Origin of the sequence: Bacillus sp. Je.9.29.b (assembly GCF_051129925.1) — a bacterium.
Taxonomy (GTDB): Bacteria; Bacillota; Bacilli; order Bacillales; family Bacillaceae; genus Bacillus; species Bacillus safensis.
Genome location: NZ_JBCPSO010000005.1, coordinates 50,675 through 69,630 on the forward strand (window position 1 = coordinate 50,675; position 18,956 = coordinate 69,630).

Here is an 18,956-nt window from a genome sequence, read left to right on the forward strand (position 1 = left end):
TTATCCCTCCAATGAAACAATTTTTCGATTTGTCATTTCCAAAGCAGTTTGAATTCCTTTTTGAAGGGTATTCTTTGTTGTAACTTGAGATAAATCAATTCCAAGGTTCACAATGGTTTGGGCTATTTCTGGACGAATACCGACAAGCAAGCACTTCGCACCTACTAATCTCACAGCCTCTGATGCTTGAATGATATGATGCGCCACCATTGTGTCAACGACAGGTACACCCGTAATATCAATCAAGACGACCTGTGAGCGATGTTTGACGACACCGTTGAGCAGGTTCTCCATAATTTTTTTCGCACGATCTGTGTCAATTGTTCCAACAAGCGGCATGACGGTAATGTGCTCAAATACTGGGATGAGCGGGGCAGAAAGTTCCTGCAGCGCGATTTTTTGAAGGTTGACTGTTTTCTCCCATGAGATGGAATACTGGTTTAAGATCTCGTTATGAATAGGTGTGATGAATCGATCAATTTGCCAGATGAGGTCATGACTTTCTTCTGTTGTATCTTTGTCATCGTTCATTTTTTGATATAAATGTGAACGGATTTCTGTTAGACCATTTGCCAGTAACTTAAGTGATATACCCATTTGAACAATTTTTAAAGCAAAAGTTTGCACTTTTTCTTCAAAATCTTCAGCATACCCTTCTGAAAGTGATGTAATGATTAATTGAACATATTCCGAACAGATGGTTTCATACATATTGTCGTTCAGCATCATGTCCGTTTCTTTTTCTCCGAGTCGTCTAAAAATGTCCGTCCACTCTTTTTGTAATTCCTCTCGATGCTCTCTTGCAAAAGCTAACACGATATGATTCGACATGTTTTACCCCCTACGTACATAAACAGCACTTCTTTTATTCTTTCTTCATTATAACGTTAATAAAAATTGAACACAAAAAAAAGTTGCTCCCAAGAGAGCAACCAAATCTCACCATATTAAAAATCAATAAGAGCCAAACTCACTTGTAAGGCTTCATCAACCTTCTCCATCATCTCATCATCAAGATGTGTGATTTTATCTGTCAATCTTTGTTTATCGATTGTACGAATCTGCTCCAAGAGAATGACAGAATCTCGTTCAAAGCCGTAGCGCTTTGCATCAATTTCGACGTGAGTCGGTAATTTCGCTTTTTGTATTTGGGCTGTTATGGCTGCAACGATAGCAGTCGGGCTGAAGCGATTTCCAATGTCATTTTGAATCACCAATACTGGGCGAACCCCGCCCTGCTCGGAGCCAACAACAGGAGATAAATCAGCAAAGTAAACATCACCGCGTTTAACAATCAAATGTTTAACCCCCGCTGACTAATCGCTCAACTGTATTCTCAGCCTCAAATTCTGCGTATTGTGCCTCTGAAGAGATATTCAGATTAATTTTCGCCATCTCCATGTAGCCGCGTCTCATCGATTCACGATTTTGTCGAATATTACGTTCACGAATATACGTTTTTGTCGCTCGGTAGATCAATTCATTTCTTGTTACCTTATCCTGCTCTGCTACTCGTTCGATTTCAGACATCAAAGCCTCCGGTAGTCGAATCTTCATTTCGTTTGTTGCGCTGGATTCAGACAAAAAACATACACCTCCACAAAACTTACGGATACCGTTTCGATCCATTCCAAGACTAATCATACCATTATTCAATGCGCAAGCAAAGCTGTTTTTTCATGATTTCTTATTAGAACATGAAGCGGCTGTTCACCCGTAAATCAAAGATGATAATGGAGTTCCTCTTTCACATTATACGCTTTTTTCCGAAAATCATACGGTATTTCCAAAATCTCTAAAAAAGGGAGAATGTTTACCCCTTTTTTGTCGAATAAAAAGGAACGATGTCAGTTTGACGATCGTTCCTGTGAAAGCTGCTTAGAAAAAGCTTGACCCGCCTTGAAGCAGCGGATTCCGCACATGCACCCTTTTGCCGTCTTCTATATATACTCTTGGGACGCGATGGCCAATGGAGCAAGTGACTTCATAGTTAATGGTTTCAAGCCTTTTTGCAATTTCATCGACTGATACCATTTCTTCACCTTGTCCACCAATCAAAACGACTGGCTCCCCTGCTGGAAGGTTCTCTTTCAGTTCAACCATGAATTGATCCATACATACCCTTCCGGCAATCTTCCGGCGCTTTCCGCCAACAAGTACTTCCGTGCCTGCCAGCTTCCGGATCCACCCGTCTGCATAGCCGACTGGTACCGTACCGATCCATGTATCTTGATTAGCTGTATACGTCGCCCCATAGCTGACACTCTCACCCTTTTGAATAAGCTTCACATGGGCAAGCTTTGTATGAAGAGACATGGCTTCTTCCAGCTTGAAAGGAAGTTCATCTTTGATTTCCTCTGATGGTGACAGCCCGTACATACTGATGCCGAAGCGAACCATATTAAACAACACTTCTTTAAACCTTAAACCCGCTGCACTATTGGCACAATGAACGAGCAGCTTTTCCGTATGAAGCGGCTGAAGCAGGGTTTGAAAGGTGTCAACCTGCCGATCAAAATAGTTCTCATCCTTTTCATCCGCGGTCGCAAAGTGAGTAAATACTCCTTCCAGCTGTAAATAAGTATGCTCGCTGACGAGCTTCTTTACTTCGCTGACTTGCTCCAACGTTTTCACACCTAAACGGTTCATTCCGCTGTCTATTTTCAAATGAAAACGAATGGGTTGTCCCATCTGCCCTTTCACCATGTGGGCGACTTCCCTCAGCCACTCTATGGAGTAAGCAGTCATGATCACATTGTATCGAACAGCGGTTTTGACATACTCCGGCGGTACTGCGCCAAGTACAAGAATCGGTGCTTTAATGCCTTGATTTCTTAAAGAAATGGCCTCATCTAAAAAGGCTACAGCTAACAAGTCTGCTCCTTCTTTGAGTGCAGCTCTTGCCACTTCTATATCTCCATGTCCATATGCATTGGCTTTCACAACAGCCATCAATTGAACATTTTGACCGATATGATCTTTCATATGTGAAACATTGTGCTTGATTGCTGTTAAATTAATTTCTGCCCATGTGTCTCTATAAAAGGCATTTGTGTCCATCAGTCACACTTCCCTATTGAATGATTCAATCCCTTCATATGATACTAAAAATCAAGAATAATGTGAAACAAATCAAAGAAAATCAGCCCTTGCACAGGGCTGATGCTTCATTTATTAAGGCTTTCCGCCTGAGAACTTCATTTATTTAGCTGACTGGCCTTCTACACTCTTTGCGACCATCAAAAGCTCTTCTTTCGATAGATCACTTGAGGAAATTAAGTAGTCAACTCCGTCAGATGTCCATGAGAGGGATTGATCTGTCAGAACCCCTACTGTCATACCAAGATCGACCGGCTCGCCGTTCATCGTGACAGGCGTAGACGCTTCAGCTACTCGCGCTTTTTCCTGAATGAGTGTGAAGGATTTCTTGCCGCCGTACGTAATCACATAACGCTTCCCAGCATCTGTCGTCATTTCTTTCTCTTCCATCTTCTTCACGCCTTCTGGCATATCAACTGGTGTTTTCACCGCAAAGCTGTCAGATGGGTCTGCACTTGTGGCAACATCCATTTGAGAGAGTGTCATGTTTTTCTTCTCATCAAATGCATCTTTGTCAAAAGATTTATTGAATTCAAAGTGAGAGAATTCCACTTTCACCATTGGCTTTTTGTCGCTATCCAGCACTTTCACACTGGCAGGCGCCATTGTTTTCTTATGAAAGGTAATCTCTTGGGTAGGCAGCATTTGGTTGTGCTGATAATTGGTCTTCGTTTCGAACACATACTTTGACTCTTTCGCTTTGAACTGAGCTGCGCTGTCATTTTTAATATCCTTCACAAGTGATTCGAATAAATAGACCTGACTGCTATTATTCGGCCAATCACTATGGAAACGGAAGCTCTTGTTCAATGAAGGTGTCAGCACAAACACACCATTGCCATTTCTTAAAATGACTTGACTCTGATCCTTTTTCGGATTTTCTAAATAGACACGGTAAAGCTCCGGCTTTTTGTACCAAATTTCTACCTGGTACTCCTGCGGGTCATTTCCTGTCTCAATGGTCATTTTTGCTTTGGCTTTGTATGATGTCATTTCCTCTGCCTTTTTGTTTAAATCTCCAACGATATCCTGCTGAGATTTTTGACCGCATGCGGAGAGAATCAGTACAAAAAGGATTCCCGTTACAAGCAAAACAAAGCTTTTTCTCACCCTTTTCAACCCCTTCGTTAATTGTGTTAAAAGGAAGAAACCGCTTGTTTGACTTTAACAGTACGCCTCAAGAGTTAATTGCGTACCGCGAACCATCAAAGCCTGTTAGCAACTCGCCCTTCCTTATCGCACTACCCAATATATGAAGGGGGGACAAACAATATGCAGACTAGCTTGACAACCTTTCAATTAAAACTTGTGCAGCAGCATATTCCTTTGTATGGGTAATGGACACATGAACCTGATCTCCCTCTGCTTTCTTGCTTTTGATGAAGGGTTTTCCCTTAACGTCTTTTTGAATGTCTATGTCATGAAAGCTTAAATGCTGACCGATTCCTGTTCCATATGCTTTAGCGAAAGCTTCCTTTGCCGCAAAACGCCCTGCCAAAAATTCCAGCTGTCTTTTTTCATTGAGTGTACGAAAGACGTCCTGTTCACTTAAAGTCAAAATTCGTTCCGGTAAACGAGGCTGTCTGCTGAGCACTCGCGAAAGACGGTCGATCTCTACAATATCAATGCCTATTCCTTTGATCATGAGGTACCTCCTATGATACTCGTACTAATTTGAGTGTTCGCTTCATAAACGTGTTACTATAAACTTACCATTATCTAGTCAAAAGGGGTTTGTTATGTTTATTCGAACGGAGAGCTTTCAACAATTTATTAGATCGTATCCAATCGTAACAGCGATCCTTGCTTTACAAATTGGCCTGTGGCTTATATTTGCGGTTCCTATCCCTATTATACAGCTTGGACAGGATCATCTCGTCGGTTTCAATTATGGTGTAGCGGCTGGAGAATGGTGGCGGCTCGTCACACCTATTTTTCTTCACGGAAGTCTCACGCATATTTTATTTAATTCCATGTCCCTTTTCTTATTCGCCCCAGCGCTTGAACATTTGCTTGGGAAGGTTCGATTTCTGATCATTTATCTTGGTGCAGGATTCATTGGCAATCTCGGAACCTATTGGGTGGAGCCTTTAGAGTATGTACACGTTGGCGCTTCTGGTGCGATCTTCGGTTTGTTTGGTGTTTATCTATACCTTGTCCTGTTTAAACCGCACATGATGGACCGCGGAAATTCACAAGTGATTTTAACGATTCTTGCTGTTTCTGTCATCATGACGTTCGTCAATTCGAACATCAATATCATGGCTCACTTATTTGGATTGATCGGCGGTATGATTCTAGCACCGATTACGCTGCTTTTCCATTCGAAAAAAAGACGCTATTGATCTCATAAAAAATGTCGATCACTCCTCAAGCAGGAGCTGATCGACATTTTTCGTTTAAGACGATTGATTTTTTTCATACGAATACCAATCAAATACACGTGCCGCATCTTCTTCCTCAAGGTGATGCACACCAAAGGAATCAAGCAGCGCAGAGGATTTCACAAAGGTATGAATACTTGCGACCCGGCCTTTCTTTTGGAAAAAAGATTGCGTCATCGTATAGTTTTGCATTCGTTTTCTCAAGACAATGCCAGTGGTCTTGCCAATGCCTCTTGATGTCATTTGAATCAATGAATCTTTGATTGTATATCCTGATTGTTCATAAGCTAAATAGCCAAAGAATAGAGCTAGTGGTAACGGAATGAGTCCCAAATATCCCCATGGCGGAAAGCGTACCGACAGGATGACACCTACAAGTAACGGCACAAAACCATATGAGATCAGGTAGCGTTTGAGTGAACGTTTTGGCACTTTTTTCAGCTCTGTTTCTGGTGCTACATGATAATGATCGGTGAATTGTGACAGCAATTCATTTATTTTTTTCTTCCGAATGAGCGGAAATAAGACGGAAGAGGTTTCTTTCTCTGTCATTGAACCTCCTGCACTAACAAGCATCACCGTCGCAAAACCAAAAGGCTCACGGATCATATTCTCTTTGATTTTCACTGCTTGAATTCTCGCAAGTGGAATGGTCATTTGATGTCTCTCGATGAGCCCTCTTGTAATGATGATGTCATTCCCTTTTCGTTTTGCAGCAAAATTTGCATACTGAAGTGCTGTTACCCCAACACTCAGGATCCAAGCGATCAATACGGCAAGAAATATTAAAATCGCATAGATTTCAATGCTCGCATGACTTAAAAAAGAGAACTGCTTGAAGAACCCGTCCAAAGGGAGAATTTCATCTATTTGCGTGTAGATGGCGAGACACCCGGAGATAATGACACCAATACCGCTTGAAGTGGTCGCAGCCAAAAGCAATTCTGGCACACCCATACGATAGGAGACATTGATTTCTTCCTGCATAGGTTTTTGCGCAGTCAAATGGCCAGGCAGAACACCTGCTTCATCCGTCATTTCTTCTTCCTGCAAGCTTTTCTTCCGGTTGAAAATCGACTGCTTTAATTGTTCCGCTTCTGCTTTTGTAATCGCGGTCAGGCTCACTTCTGGACCATCCGTTCCGCCTGCCGTTTCGATTTGAACCCGCACTAAACCGAAAATCCGCTGAAAAATGCCTTCACTTGTATTAACCGTTTGAATTCGTTCTAACGAGATATATTTTTTCTTTTTCGTAATCACACCCGATTCCACACGAAATTCATCGTCTTCCATCCGGTAAGTGAATCGTCTCCATTCTAAAATGGTAAAAACGGCTTTCCACAAAAGAAGCACACCAAGAATGATAAATGCATAAAAGCGAATGCTCGAATTCGAGTTCACAAAAATCAACACGAAAAAAGGGATAATGAAGTTTTTGATCATGGATACAGCATCTGCTATAAAATCAATGAACATCGAAATGGGATGTACACGTTTTGGTTCAGACATCATCTTCCGTCACCCTTGCTAAACGAGATATGTAATCACGAAGCTCATCTGCCTCTTCTAATTCTAGCGCTGGTATATCATGAACTGTGGCAGCAGTCGAAATTTGAACAGATGCCAAACGGTAGCGCCTTAAAAGCGGCCCTTGAGATGTATCAACATGCTGAACACGAACCATTGGCACAATGACACGTGTGACGCGAATGAGTCCATGCTGTATTTCAATTTCATTTTCGAATACTTCGTAGCGCCAGATGTGGTGGCGGATTTTTGGTATGAGCCAAATGCCAAAAATGACCTGTAAGACCCATAAACCAGAAAGGATCGCTCCAATCCAATATGGCCATTGAAAATAGTAGCTAGCAACAAATACCCCAATGATGATGAGTAAGAAAATCAATGAGATAATTCCATTTTGAAGACGCCATACCTTTAAACCATTTAAACTAATTTGACGTTGCGGCTGTTTTCTCACATTCTTCCCCCATTCTCTTACTTTTCTATCAATATATTACGTAACAAAGCCTAAAAAGTTTCAATTTCAGCCTGTTAAAAAAAGCGAACCCTGCAAAGGATTCGCTCTTGTATGTTAGTTGTTATAAGATTTCTTTTGACGACGATCATTAGAAGAACGATTGCGGTCATTTGAAGAACGCTTTTTATCACCATAAGATGAACGGGTGTTCTTACCTTTTCCACGGTAGCCTCCGCCACCGCCGCCGTCTCTGCGTTTAGAAGAGCTGCGGTTGTTACGATGACGTTTAGAAATCATCGGTGCTTCATCTGTTAAACGAACAGGCGTTGCATCCGGCTCTTTTGTCATCATTTTGATCGCAGCTGCAACCACTGTTACAGAATCATGATCTTCCAACAATTCAGCAGCAGCTGTCATGTAGAAGTTCAAGTTGTTTTCACTGATGATTGTTCGTAGACGGTCAACTGTTACTTGCTGTTGTCCTTCAATCGCCTCATCTAGTGTAGGTTCTTTCATACGATCCATTTTACGTTTAGTCGTTTGCTCAATCGCACGAAGCATATCTTTTTCACGTGGTGTGATGAATGTCATCGCCATACCTGTACGTCCAGCACGTCCTGTACGTCCAATACGGTGCACGTAGCTTTCTGGATCTTGCGGTACGTCAAAGTTATACACGTGTGTTACGCCTGAGATATCAAGTCCACGTGCTGCAACGTCTGTTGCGACAAGCACATCGATTGAACCCTCTTTGAATTTACGAAGCGCAACCATACGTTTTGCTTGAGTCAGGTCACCATGAATTCCTTCAGCTGTATAACCTCTAAGGTTAAGTGCTTCAGTCAATTCGTCAACACGGCGTTTCGTACGGCCGAAGACAATTGAAAGCTCAGGTGATTGAATGTCAAGAAGACGAGTCAATGTATCAAACTTTTTGCGTTCGTGAATATCCAAATAGAACTGTTGGATGTTAGATACAGTCATTTCTTTCGCTTTTACTTTCACGTGTTCTGGGTTTGTCATGAAACGCTCTGCAATGCGCTTAATTGGTGCAGGCATTGTCGCAGAGAATAAAAGTGTTTGGTGTTCACTTGGTACATTTGAAAGGATCGCTTCAATGTCTTCGATGAAACCCATGTTTAGCATTTCGTCTGCTTCATCTAGCACAACTGTTTCAACGTTTTGAAGACGCATTGTACGACGGTTAATGTGATCGAGTAAACGTCCTGGAGTCCCTACGATGATATGAGGATTTTTCTTGAGCGAACGGATTTGACGGCCGATATCTTGTCCACCGTAAATAGGAAGTACGCGTGCACGCTTGTCTTGGCCGATTTTATATAGCTCTTCAGATACTTGAATCGCTAATTCTCTTGTTGGCGCAATAATAATCGCTTGGATATTTGGAGACGCTGGGTCGATTTTTTCAACCAGAGGAATACCAAATGCTGCAGTTTTTCCTGTTCCTGTTTGTGCTTGTCCGATGACATCTTTATTTTGAAGACCGAGAGGAATCGTTTCTGCTTGAATCGGTGTTGCTTCTTCAAATCCCATGCGGTTAATAGCCTTCATGAGACTTTCGCTTAATTGAAAATCTTGAAACGTTATAGTCAATTTATTCAAACTCCTTCTAATTGCTGTTTCAGTAATCTCGTGAATGATCATTAAAAACTGCCCTTTTCTGAAAGGACAGGTCCATTATATACAAAGCCCGAATTACCCTACCTTATATCTTACCATTACACTATTTGTTTTTCAACAAGACAGAAATGGATATATCTACTGTTCTACAATGACAGATTCACCTTCACTTTGATCTCCGTCCATCCATTTCCACTTTTCAAACAGTTGAATTTTTCCGTTATCCAGCTGCTTTGGAGTGGAATTGCAAGTCCCGCTTCTCATACTGCCGTCCTTGCTTACATGGTGGTATCTAAAATGAAGTGTTCCATCCTCATTCACAGTTCCTACAAGTACGCCAGATATAATACTGCCGCCTTGATATGTGCCCGTTAATATATTCCCGTCCTGACGATATTGAAATATGGTTCCTGCTGATACTTCTCCGTTACTCGAATTAGATTGCGGGATAAAGGTTTTTCCGTCATATTGAAACAACCGAATCAACCACCTTTTCTTTCCTATTGTACCATATGCCTGTCACTCATTCGACAAAAATGATGCAAATTTTAACAAGTGGGATTCAATTTATATTAGTTTAGCCACATTTTAGCTTTTCTATATATTAAATTGCTTTTTTTAGAAAATGTTCTACTTTCTCAAACAATTGCTGGGCACATGGCTCATGACAAACATGATGTTTACAATCGGGCAAATAAAACATTTCTTTCTGGCGAGACGGGACTTTATGATAAATAAATTCTGCACTTGAAGCGGGCACAATTCCGTCGCTTTCCCCTTGAACAATTAACACAGGCAGATGAAGCTTCTCAAGCGAATTCTTCGTTTGCTTTACCAGCTTCATAAATTCTATCGCAGCTGACAGCGGCGTGCTTGTGAGCTTATGACGATATCGATCATACAAAGGGTTTGTATCAATTAACCCAGACAGGGACTCCTTTACCATCTGCCTTGTGTCTTGCATCATTTGTTTTGGGTTCACATATTTAGCCGCAGCACTTAATAGGACGAGACGGGCAACTGGGTACTTCGCTGCTAAGTAAGAAGCAATCATTCCGCCCATAGAAAAGCCAATCAAATACACGGTGTCACAAGTTCGATAAAGGGATAGAAGTTCGAGTTCAGCTGTCGCTATCCATTCTTGATAAAGAATGCCTTTTAACTGAAGCTCATCCCCATGCCCCGGAAGCGTGACAGACTGCACTTCCCAATCTGCCGTCTGTTTTAAATATTGCGCCAGCGGTTCTACTTCATAAGGGGCACCCGTAAAACCGTGGATACATAAACAGCCAATCATTCTGTCACCTTCTCACTTTTATAGTGCAGTAATGACTTCTTCCAATTTCATACCGCGTGAGGCTTTGACAAGCACAACATCGTCAGGCCCTGCCACTTCAGCTAGTTTTTTCTTCAGGTCCTCTTTGTCCATAAAGGAGAATACGTGCTCAGCTCCGAATGATTTTTTCGCTCCTTCAGCAATGAATGCACCTAGACGGCCATACGTCATAACATGATCAATAAATTCCGGCTTGATGTAACGGCCAAGTTCATAATGATACATTTCTTCTTCACTGCCCATTTCGAGCATATCTCCAAGTACAAGAATACGATTGGCGAAGCCGTCCATATCCCCTACAAGATCAATAGCTGCTTTCATAGAAGTAGGACTTGCATTATACGCATCATTAATGACAGTGATTCCTTTGTCTGTTTTAAACAGCTCAAGACGCATCCCCGTCAATTTCGTTTGCATCAGTCCTTGGGCAATTTGTCTTTCATTCAGCCCAAAATGCTGGCCTATAGCAATAGCAGCAAGTGCATTCTTCACATTATGTTTCCCTAATACAGGAATGAGAAAACCTTGGGCATACCCTTCGACCTGAAATTCTGTTCCTTCTGCAAGCTGGTTGATGTGCGTTACCTTGATATCACAGTCCTCTGCTTCTCCAAAGGTTTTTACACGCTGAGAGAGTGAACTTGCTCTTTCGCGAAGCAAAGGCTCATCACCTAAGTAATAAAAGATGCCGTCTTCTTTTAAGCCTTTTACGATCTCACATTTTGCATCAGCAATGGCTTCTCTTGATCCTAAATCTTGCATATGAGATTCCCCGATATTTGTGATGACTGCTGCATCCGGCTCAGCGAGGTCTGATAAAAATTCGATTTCGCCTTTTGCACTCATGCCCATCTCCAAAACCGCAATATCGGTTCCTTCTGGCATTGCAAGAATGGTGAGCGGAAGACCGATATGATTATTAAAGTTACCGTCTGTTTTATGAACTTGATACGCTGTTTGCAAGACGGAATGAATCATGTCTTTCGTTGTGGTTTTCCCATTACTTCCTGTAATACCGACAACACGAGGGTTTTCTTCTTTTAAGTATGATTTCGCCAGCTGTTGAAGCGCAGCTAGTGTATCCTCTACAAGAATTACTGGAACGCCTTCTGGCGGATTGGCTTCTTTTTGATTCCAAAGAACAGCTGAGGCTCCTAGCTCCACTGCTTTTGAAGCAAATGTGTGACCGTTAAAATGTTCTCCGATAAGCGGGATAAACAGGGCGCCGTTTGATACTTTTCGTGTATCTGTTGTCACTCCGTGAATCTGCTCTTCGCCAAAAGCTTGATTAGATAGGGTTCCACCAGCCATTTGGGCGATTTGTTTCACTGTACGTTTGATCATGATTTTTCGCCTCTCTTTCTCATTTCACGTTTGAAGGAAAAGAGACACTACCTAAGGATAGTGTCTGCTTGCTGCTCACATTAAAAAGTTGTTTTAATGGTTTGTTTTTCTTGATGACGTTCAATTGCAAGTGACACCAGCTTTTCAATTAACTCTGGATACTCTACACCAGTGTGTTTCCAAAGTAATGGGAACATACTAAATGGTGTGAATCCAGGCATTGTATTCACTTCATTGATCAACACTTCACCTTTTTCTGTAAGGAAGAAGTCTGCACGTACGAGACCAGATCCATCGAGGGCTTTAAATGCCTTAATCGCCATGTCATGAATCGTCTTATATTCATCCTCTGACACACTCGCCGGAATGATCAAATCTGTATCGCCATCTTCATATTTTGCTTTGTAATCATAAAAATCTGTTTTAGGCGCAATTTCACCAACGACAGAGCATTTCGGCTCATCATTGCCTAATACACCAATCTCGATTTCTCTTCCAACGACGCCTTCTTCTACGACCACACGACGATCATATTGGAAAGCGAGGTCAAATGCAGTCTGCAGTTCTTCTTTGCTGCGGCATTTGCTAATTCCAACACTTGATCCCATGTTGGCAGGTTTCACAAAGCATGGATAGCCCAGTACTTTTTCCACCTGTTCTAAGCTGTCTGGTGTCGCTTTCTCGTAGTCTTTTTTATTGAAAGAAAGGTGCTTTGCTTGTGCAAGTCCTGCTTGTGCAAAAACATCTTTCATCATGACTTTATCCATACCCGCGGCAGACGCGAGAACGCCGTTGCCGACATACGGGATATTTAACAGTTCAAGTAATCCTTGCATTGTGCCATCTTCTCCATTTGGTCCGTGCAGCAACGGGAAGACAACATCAATTTTCTCATCAGCCGATGCAGGCTGTGGAAACATGCTTTCATTTAAAGAAGTTGGTAAAAACGTCTTTGCGTTCTGTTCAAATTGAAGCATTTTGACGTTTGATACTGGTTCAGTGAGTTTTTCTCCTCTTAACCATTCACCCTCTTCTGTAATATAAATTGGATGTATATCGAACTTCTCAGTGTTAAGTGCTTTTGTAACTGCAAGGGCTGTTTGCAGTGATACATTATGTTCGGCTGACTTTCCGCCGTAAATCAATCCTAAACTTATTTTCAATGGATACTCCCCCCACTAAAATTCATCTTTACTATCTTATCACTTTCAAGCAAAAATGCTCTAATTAATTTTTGTTGTTACGTAATTGAAATGATTTGTAAAGGTTGTAAGCGCCTCCCGAGCATTTGTATGTCATTCGCCTTTATTTTATATTAAAATGACATTGAAAAGGAGTTGTGACAAATTGAAAAAAATCACAAGTACTGAACAATTCAATGAAATGATTCAATCAGACAAAGAAGTCATCGTTAAATTCTTTGCAACATGGTGTCCTGACTGCACAAGAATGGACATGTTCATTCCAGACATCCTAGAAGCTTATGCTCACCATGAATGGTTTGAAATAAATAAAGATGATTTCCCAGAATTAGCTGAAACGTATCAGGTAATGGGCATTCCAAGCCTGTTAATTTTCAAAAATGGTGAAAAAACAGGTCATTTACACAGTGCAAACGCAAAATCGCCTGAAGAAGTGACAGAATTTCTTCAAGAGCACGTTTCTTAATTGATGAAACGAAGGACATCAGCAAACTCTTGCTGATGTCTTTTTTCTTTTTAAATCTCTTCATAAGACGAGCTGCACAGCCAAAACGTTTCAAATTGATGTTTTACTTACGACAAGTCATGACAAAATTATTTCCTGGGAAAGAATGCAGCGTCGAACGAGCTTGGAATATGTCGGTTACGTGAATTTTCTGAATTGAATCTTTACTTCTGACATTTGTCTTTGTATAATGGAATTGCTAATTGAAAATGATTATCAATTTCATCTATGTGAAATCCTATAGACGTCCATTCTTATTAAGGAGCGATGAGTCACATGTCTAAGAAGAAAATTAAAACCTACCAGCAATTGATTGAAGAGAACAAAAAGGCCATCATGCGCGATCCTCAAATGATGGAAAGTATTTACGAAACCATCGACAAAAAACACCAGAAGCAGCTTGCAGCTGCTGGGCGTGAATCATAACTATTAGGAGCAGTCATCACTGACTGCTCTTTAGTCTGCTTCAAAAAATAAAAAAGCCGATAAAATCTGTTATTCGATTTTATCGGCTTTTGTTTTAATGTGATTTCGCTACACGGTCCTGCTTCATTCCTAAATAAATGAGCATATATGTGAGATAACCCATTGTCATCGTTAAACCACCGAAGAAAAATTGAGAAAAGACTGGTTCCTCAAATGTCGTGACGGCAGCAAGAACGATCCAGCTCGCATATAAATAGACCATGAACCATTTCATGTTTCTTTTAAGTGTATAGAGAAAGAAAAGACCCGCTAACGAAAAGATCCCCAGCGCTAGTCTGAAATAAACAAGGTGATCAAACTGGAAGGCAAAAGACACAAACGAAAACGACAGCAGCAACAAAATTGGTAAAGCCGTAATGAAATTTTTCACGATAGTGCCACCTCCATGACTCCTTCTTATTATAAGACAAAATCAGCCGGTTATCGTGAAATACAGACTCGTTTTCACAAAGATGTCACGAATTTTTCTTGTTATTTGACACAATTTTTACACATTTACATCACGTTTCCAAAAAAGAATCCAAGCCGATCCAATAAAGAAAACAAAATGCGCCCCTACTATAAATAGAGAAAACAAAAGGCTCATCCCATGAAAAGGAGGCGGTCCTTGAAAGCTGTACTGAGTAAAGTCCGTATTCGCAAAAAGGAGGATTTTCCCCCACTGATTTTCTAAGAGAGACATGATGGGTACAAGTGATTTCGCCGCATATAAAACAAAAAACGAGGTCACAAGGGCAACAAGACTATTTCTAAACAAACTGGAACACATAAAAGCAAAGCTTGCCATCATGATCACTTCCACCCACTGAGATCCAATGACGGCAAACGTATGCTGAAATAATTGCCCCGTTCTTTCATCAAAATCAGTACCGAAGAAAATAAGACCAAATAGAAAAGCCAAAACATAATAAAAAACAAACAAATAAATGACTGTCAGCACAAGTGTGATGTATTTTGACAGAAAAATGTGCAGTCTTGTTTTTGGCCGGATCAATAAAAACTTGATCGTCCTTTTCTGAAACTCTGTTGAGATCAAGGTCGCGCCAATAACGACAGCAAGCACCTGCAAAATAAACACGACGTTCGTGGAATAAGCAAAATAGTTCGCGACTGTGTCTTGTCCACCAAAGCTTGATATGACTCGTTTCAAGGTTAGAGCCATGGCCAGTTGAAATACAACGATCAATAAAAGAGCAATGAATGTGATCTTTTTCTTCATGATTTTCTTATGCTCATTTTTGATGAGGTTAAGCATCTGTCGTCCCGCCTTCCGTCCATTTCATAAATGCCTCTTCAATTGACTGCTTTTGAGGCATCATTTCAAGTACATCAAACCCCGCCAGCACAAGCTGTTTGTTCAGCTCTGGCACACGTTCTTTGTTCAGTTGAAGCAGTACACGCGCTCCATTTCGTTCATATGTATAGTCGTGTGCGTCAAGCCATGAGACCGCCTTTTCTACTGGCTGAATATTCATCAGCACCTGCTCTTTCCCCTCCATATCCCGGAGATGAGTACTAGCTTTGATCTGTCCCTTTTGAATGATAATCATGCGGTCACATAGCTCCTCTACCTCATGCAATAAATGCGTCGCAAATAACACCGAGGTTCCTTCTTCCTTTACAAGCATTTGTAAGTGCTCCCGGAATTCCTTCATTCCTGCAGGGTCCAGTCCATTTGTCGGTTCGTCTAAAATGAGCAGGTTCGGCCGATGCAAAATAGCTTGTGCAATCCCAAGCCTTTGTTTCATCCCTAGTGAATACGTCTTGACCTTCTGATGAATGGCATCCTCCAGACGAACTCTTTCCACCACTTCCTGAATGCGTTCCTCGGTCACGCCATCGTGCATCGCTGCATACATTTCAAGGTTTTCAAAGCCTGTTAAATACGAATAAAATTCTGGGTTTTCTATGATCGCACCAACAGATGACATCGCTTTAAGAAAATCCTCATCTTGTGAATATCCATTGATCATGATGTTGCCATTGTTTTTTTTCATCAAGCCAACGATCAATCGAATCAAAGTTGTTTTCCCAGACCCATTGGGTCCAAGTAATCCAACAATTTCTCCTTGCCCAATGTCTATAGAAATATCCTGTAAGATCATTTTCCGGCCAATTTGTTTATCGACTTTTTCTACTTTTAAAACAGCAGACTGCAAAGTAGTTCCTCCTTCTGATGTAAACCTATGGCGGCATGTATGGCCGCTCATTCTGTTAAAAGTATATCACGCAGGACAAGGGACTCCATGAAAAAAAGGGCTGATCAAATCAGCCCTTCTTTCACATTACATGGATAGATTCGGTGAAGCTGTATCTTTCTCATGTTTTTTCTCGGTTTCTGTCACGATCACCGCACATGCTGCGTCACCTGTAATATTGACAACGGTTCTTGCCATATCTAGTAGGCGGTCGATTCCAAGAATAAGCGCAATGCCTTCGACAGGAAGTCCAACTGAATTCAAGACCATCGCAAGCATGATCAAGCCAACGCCTGGTACACCGGCTGTCCCGATACTGGCTAAAACTGCCGTTAATACAACTGTGAGCATTTGCATCAGCGTTAGCTCCACACCAAACACTTGAGCAATAAAAATGGTTGCAACCCCTTGCATAATCGCTGTCCCATCCATATTGATCGTAGCGCCTAACGGCTGTACGAAACTAGAGATCGGCTCAGGTACTTTCAATTTCTTTTGAGCGGTTTCCATTGATACAGGGAGAACTGCACTACTGCTGGACGTACTAAAGGCTACGACCATGGCAGGTGAAAAGTCTTTAAAGAATGTAAATGGATTCCTTTTTGCAAATATAGCCAACGTTGAGCCGTAAGTGAGAAAGAAATGCACCAATAGCGCTACTAACACCACTGTAAAATAAAGTCCCATGGCTTTAATGGCATCAAGACCTTGACTCCCAATCGCCGTCACAATTAAGCCGAATGTTCCGTATGGAGCAAATTTCATGACCACACCTACAAGGTACATCATGAGTTCATTGCCTTGTTCTAATATTTTAAGTAATCCTTCTGTCTTTTTACCTAGCACTGCAATTCCTAGTCCTAAGAAAACACAGAATACAATAATTTGCAGCATATTTCCTTCGACTAAAGATTGAACTGGATTTGATGGAATGATGTTTAATAAAGTGTCGGTCGTTGATGGTGCTTCTTGAGGTTTGTATTCTGCCCCTTTCGTATCGAATGAACCAAAGGAACCAGGTTTGATCAATAATGCCAAAGACATCGCAATGATAATAGCGAATGTTGTGGTCAGTAGAAAATATAAGATGCTTTTTGCGCCAATTCTGCCAAGCTTTTTTGGATCGCCGAGGCCTGCCACACCAAGTGTAATGGAAAAGAAGACGATCGGTACAACTAGCATTTTGATTAGATTTAAGAAGATTTGACCTAGAGGTGTGAATAGATAAGGGTCTAACGTTTTGAATACATTTGGAGCGAAAATGTTAAGCAAAAGTCCCGTGATTGCACCTACAATAAGGGCAATAATAATTTTTGTAGCCAGCTTCAATAAAATCTCCCCTTCCTCGTCAAAAAGACCCACGAGAGAGTTTTCTCGTGGGCCTGCGTGTCCTTACGTGTACCACTGTCTACTCTCTTCACGCTGATGAGGTTAGCTGACGGGTTAGGACGAAGAGATGTCCTTTTTTCTCAGATAAGAAAAATTCACCCCAAAAACATGGGTCCCCCATTCCTTTAGAAGGATTAAGCGTGTGGTAATATGATATTTTCATACCATTTATACCTTATTTTTAGAAAATTGTAAACAGGTTCATATGAACTTTTTAATTACTTTCTTCCCTATTTGTAACTTCAAGAATATCTAAAATAAAGACAAAGATTGGGATACCGATGATAAGTCCCCAAATGCCAATATAGTGTTCAGAGAAAATCAGCACAATAAACGTGAAGAAAATAGGGAGTTCTGTTTTAGCTGACATGAGCTTCGGATTCAAGAAGTATGCTTCAATAGCATGGATAATCACAATCACCAGCACAATATACAGGACATACATTCCGCCTCCGAGTGTATACGCAATGATGCTGAGTGGAATAAGAGAGATAACCACACCCGCTACTGGGATTAAGCCTAGCAAAAAGACCATGACCGCTAATCCAAATAACTGCGGAAAACCCATAATGCCTAGCGCAATGGTCGTTAGCACACAATTAACGGTTGCAATAATAAACTGAGCTTCAAGTACTTTTCCAAACGTTCGGGAAAATTTACGTCCAAAGAAGGCAATTTCATGATAGAACACGGAGATTTTACTCGTTTTGAACTTGTTCATGAATTGAATGAGGCGTTCTTTTTCGAACAGGAAGAACATGCTTAATATTAAGGACATAATGACCTGGATACTGAACGTGCTGAAATCGGTTATGTATGTATAGAGGAAATTAAACCCTTTCTCAAAGAAAGCTGATATTTTAAAATCTCCGAATACGTTCGTGATGACGTCAAAGAAGGGTAAATCTTGTGGGTGATCTGCAATTTTCTTTCCTAAACGGAATAGCTGCTCTACCTGTTTGGCGATGATTGGCACAAAAACGAATCCGCCAAATGTCAATCCACCAGCCAGAAGAATATACAAAATGGTAATGACCGATTTCTGTCCTATTTTCAGGAAGCGATTTAAAAAGCCTCTAATGACCTCTTCTAACCGATTCATCAAAAAGGTGAAAATGAAGGTCAAAAGGATTAAATTCATCATTCCTCTTAATAGATATAATGCTGTGGCTAATACTACAAATACTGAAAACCGCTTAACACCGGGTTTTTCGAACAATTTTAAAAATGCCGTCATTACGTTACACACCTGCCAGGACTAAAGTCTATTTTTCATCGTATCTGATATACATTATATCGGATCTTTCTGTAAATTATATAATAAAAGGTCAAAGAGGTCTTACGATTTGTATTAATTTTATTGGTTTTTCTTTTTTACACAAAAAAACCGA

The 18,956-nt window shown here is 41.0% G+C and carries 21 protein-coding genes and 1 riboswitch; of the genes, 3 read left to right on the forward strand and 18 right to left on the reverse strand.

Going from position 1 to position 18,956, the window contains the following annotated elements; all coding sequences use genetic code 11:
- The 6 genes from AAZR19_RS11325 to acpS all read right to left on the reverse strand — a co-directional run bounded on the left by AAZR19_RS11325 (window position 1) and on the right by acpS (window position 4,744).
- Window positions 1-831 carry an RsbT co-antagonist protein RsbRA gene (locus tag AAZR19_RS11325; RefSeq protein ID WP_202739425.1) on the reverse strand — a complete coding sequence of 277 codons (831 nt, stop codon included), beginning with the start codon at window positions 829-831 and terminating at the stop codon, window positions 1-3.
- 116 nt (window positions 832-947) lie between these two features.
- Entirely contained in the window at window positions 948-1,298 is a 351-nt protein-coding gene (ndoA, locus tag AAZR19_RS11330) for a type II toxin-antitoxin system endoribonuclease NdoA (protein WP_024425388.1), read from the reverse strand.
- Window positions 1,299-1,302: 4 nt separating this feature from the next.
- Entirely contained in the window at window positions 1,303-1,584 is a 282-nt protein-coding gene (locus tag AAZR19_RS11335; protein WP_003214273.1) for a hypothetical protein, read from the reverse strand.
- A gap of 294 nt (window positions 1,585-1,878) precedes the next feature.
- The gene (gene alr / locus AAZR19_RS11340; RefSeq protein WP_218677439.1) at window positions 1,879-3,060 is read right to left on the reverse strand and encodes an alanine racemase; all 1,182 of its coding nucleotides are present in this window, start codon (window positions 3,058-3,060) and stop codon (window positions 1,879-1,881) included.
- Window positions 3,061-3,201: 141 nt separating this feature from the next.
- Complete coding sequence (locus tag AAZR19_RS11345; protein ID WP_087975235.1) at window positions 3,202-4,218, reverse strand: outer membrane lipoprotein-sorting protein; 1,017 nt, start codon at window positions 4,216-4,218, stop codon at window positions 3,202-3,204.
- Window positions 4,219-4,378: 160 nt separating this feature from the next.
- Window positions 4,379-4,744 carry a holo-ACP synthase gene (gene acpS, locus AAZR19_RS11350; RefSeq protein WP_163115575.1) on the reverse strand — a complete coding sequence of 122 codons (366 nt, stop codon included), beginning with the start codon at window positions 4,742-4,744 and terminating at the stop codon, window positions 4,379-4,381.
- A gap of 94 nt (window positions 4,745-4,838) precedes the next feature.
- Here acpS and AAZR19_RS11355 point away from each other — a divergent pair, with 94 nt between their 5' ends.
- Window positions 4,839-5,444 (forward strand): rhomboid family intramembrane serine protease, encoded by a 606-nt coding sequence (locus AAZR19_RS11355; protein ID WP_041116754.1) that lies wholly within the window; start codon window positions 4,839-4,841, stop codon window positions 5,442-5,444.
- A gap of 54 nt (window positions 5,445-5,498) precedes the next feature.
- Here AAZR19_RS11355 and AAZR19_RS11360 read toward each other — a convergent pair whose 3' ends face one another.
- The 7 genes from AAZR19_RS11360 to AAZR19_RS11390 form a co-directional block, all read right to left on the reverse strand.
- Entirely contained in the window at window positions 5,499-6,995 is a 1,497-nt protein-coding gene (locus AAZR19_RS11360; protein ID WP_218677438.1) for a PH domain-containing protein, read from the reverse strand.
- A complete protein-coding gene (locus AAZR19_RS11365; protein WP_024425383.1) occupies window positions 6,985-7,464 on the reverse strand; it encodes a PH domain-containing protein in 480 nt (159 codons plus the stop codon). Before AAZR19_RS11365 ends, AAZR19_RS11360 begins: the two co-directional genes overlap by 11 nt.
- Before the next feature lie 114 nt (window positions 7,465-7,578).
- Entirely contained in the window at window positions 7,579-9,078 is a 1,500-nt protein-coding gene (gene cshA, locus AAZR19_RS11370; RefSeq protein ID WP_034283956.1) for a degradosome RNA helicase CshA, read from the reverse strand.
- Window positions 9,079-9,243: 165 nt separating this feature from the next.
- A complete protein-coding gene (locus tag AAZR19_RS11375) occupies window positions 9,244-9,582 on the reverse strand; it encodes a glutamate synthase (protein ID WP_046313963.1) in 339 nt (112 codons plus the stop codon).
- A 127-nt stretch (window positions 9,583-9,709) separates the two neighbouring features.
- Window positions 9,710-10,402, reverse strand: coding sequence for an alpha/beta hydrolase (locus AAZR19_RS11380; protein ID WP_041107465.1), 693 nt, complete (start codon window positions 10,400-10,402; stop codon window positions 9,710-9,712).
- Window positions 10,403-10,420: 18 nt separating this feature from the next.
- Entirely contained in the window at window positions 10,421-11,785 is a 1,365-nt protein-coding gene (locus tag AAZR19_RS11385) for a UDP-N-acetylmuramoyl-tripeptide--D-alanyl-D-alanine ligase (RefSeq protein WP_041107467.1), read from the reverse strand.
- An 80-nt stretch (window positions 11,786-11,865) separates the two neighbouring features.
- The gene (locus AAZR19_RS11390) at window positions 11,866-12,948 is read right to left on the reverse strand and encodes a D-alanine--D-alanine ligase (protein WP_041107469.1); all 1,083 of its coding nucleotides are present in this window, start codon (window positions 12,946-12,948) and stop codon (window positions 11,866-11,868) included.
- A 184-nt stretch (window positions 12,949-13,132) separates the two neighbouring features.
- On the opposite strand from AAZR19_RS11390, the gene AAZR19_RS11395 reads away from it, so the two are divergent.
- Together AAZR19_RS11395 and fbpB are read left to right on the forward strand one after the other, a co-directional pair.
- Window positions 13,133-13,453 (forward strand): thioredoxin family protein, encoded by a 321-nt coding sequence (locus AAZR19_RS11395; RefSeq protein WP_034283964.1) that lies wholly within the window; start codon window positions 13,133-13,135, stop codon window positions 13,451-13,453.
- A gap of 315 nt (window positions 13,454-13,768) precedes the next feature.
- Window positions 13,769-13,918 (forward strand): Fur-regulated basic protein FbpB, encoded by a 150-nt coding sequence (gene fbpB / locus AAZR19_RS11400; RefSeq protein WP_065215285.1) that lies wholly within the window; start codon window positions 13,769-13,771, stop codon window positions 13,916-13,918.
- 94 nt (window positions 13,919-14,012) lie between these two features.
- Here fbpB and AAZR19_RS11405 read toward each other — a convergent pair whose 3' ends face one another.
- From AAZR19_RS11405 to AAZR19_RS11425, 5 genes are all read right to left on the reverse strand, one after another.
- A complete protein-coding gene (locus AAZR19_RS11405; RefSeq protein ID WP_017366657.1) occupies window positions 14,013-14,348 on the reverse strand; it encodes a hypothetical protein in 336 nt (111 codons plus the stop codon).
- A gap of 117 nt (window positions 14,349-14,465) precedes the next feature.
- Window positions 14,466-15,233 (reverse strand): ABC transporter permease, encoded by a 768-nt coding sequence (locus AAZR19_RS11410; protein WP_041107471.1) that lies wholly within the window; start codon window positions 15,231-15,233, stop codon window positions 14,466-14,468.
- Complete coding sequence (locus AAZR19_RS11415; RefSeq protein ID WP_025093589.1) at window positions 15,226-16,137, reverse strand: ABC transporter ATP-binding protein; 912 nt, start codon at window positions 16,135-16,137, stop codon at window positions 15,226-15,228. Before AAZR19_RS11415 ends, AAZR19_RS11410 begins: the two co-directional genes overlap by 8 nt.
- A 126-nt stretch (window positions 16,138-16,263) precedes the next feature.
- Complete coding sequence (locus tag AAZR19_RS11420) at window positions 16,264-17,505, reverse strand: dicarboxylate/amino acid:cation symporter (protein ID WP_041107474.1); 1,242 nt, start codon at window positions 17,503-17,505, stop codon at window positions 16,264-16,266.
- A 77-nt stretch (window positions 17,506-17,582) separates the two neighbouring features.
- A riboswitch (cyclic di-AMP (ydaO/yuaA leader) is annotated at window positions 17,583-17,716 on the reverse strand.
- A gap of 63 nt (window positions 17,717-17,779) precedes the next feature.
- Entirely contained in the window at window positions 17,780-18,802 is a 1,023-nt protein-coding gene (locus AAZR19_RS11425) for an AI-2E family transporter (protein ID WP_041107476.1), read from the reverse strand.
- Window positions 18,803-18,956: the final 154 nt, after the last annotated feature.

Excerpts from the sequence above, each read along its gene's own strand:
- AAZR19_RS11325 (WP_202739425.1), bottom strand. The coding sequence starts at position 831 with ATGTCGAATCATATCGTGTTAGCTTTTGCAAGAGAGCATCGAGAGGAA.
- alr (WP_218677439.1), bottom strand. The coding sequence starts at position 3,060 with ATGGACACAAATGCCTTTTATAGAGACACATGGGCAGAAATTAATTTA.
- acpS (WP_163115575.1), bottom strand. The coding sequence starts at position 4,744 with ATGATCAAAGGAATAGGCATTGATATTGTAGAGATCGACCGTCTTTCG.
- AAZR19_RS11355 (WP_041116754.1), top strand. The coding sequence starts at position 4,839 with ATGTTTATTCGAACGGAGAGCTTTCAACAATTTATTAGATCGTATCCA.
- AAZR19_RS11360 (WP_218677438.1), bottom strand. The coding sequence starts at position 6,995 with ATGATGTCTGAACCAAAACGTGTACATCCCATTTCGATGTTCATTGAT.
- AAZR19_RS11380 (WP_041107465.1), bottom strand. The coding sequence starts at position 10,402 with ATGATTGGCTGTTTATGTATCCACGGTTTTACGGGTGCCCCTTATGAA.
- AAZR19_RS11385 (WP_041107467.1), bottom strand. The coding sequence starts at position 11,785 with ATGATCAAACGTACAGTGAAACAAATCGCCCAAATGGCTGGTGGAACC.
- fbpB (WP_065215285.1), top strand. The coding sequence starts at position 13,769 with ATGTCTAAGAAGAAAATTAAAACCTACCAGCAATTGATTGAAGAGAAC.
- AAZR19_RS11410 (WP_041107471.1), bottom strand. The coding sequence starts at position 15,233 with ATGCTTAACCTCATCAAAAATGAGCATAAGAAAATCATGAAGAAAAAG.
- AAZR19_RS11425 (WP_041107476.1), bottom strand. The coding sequence starts at position 18,802 with ATGACGGCATTTTTAAAATTGTTCGAAAAACCCGGTGTTAAGCGGTTT.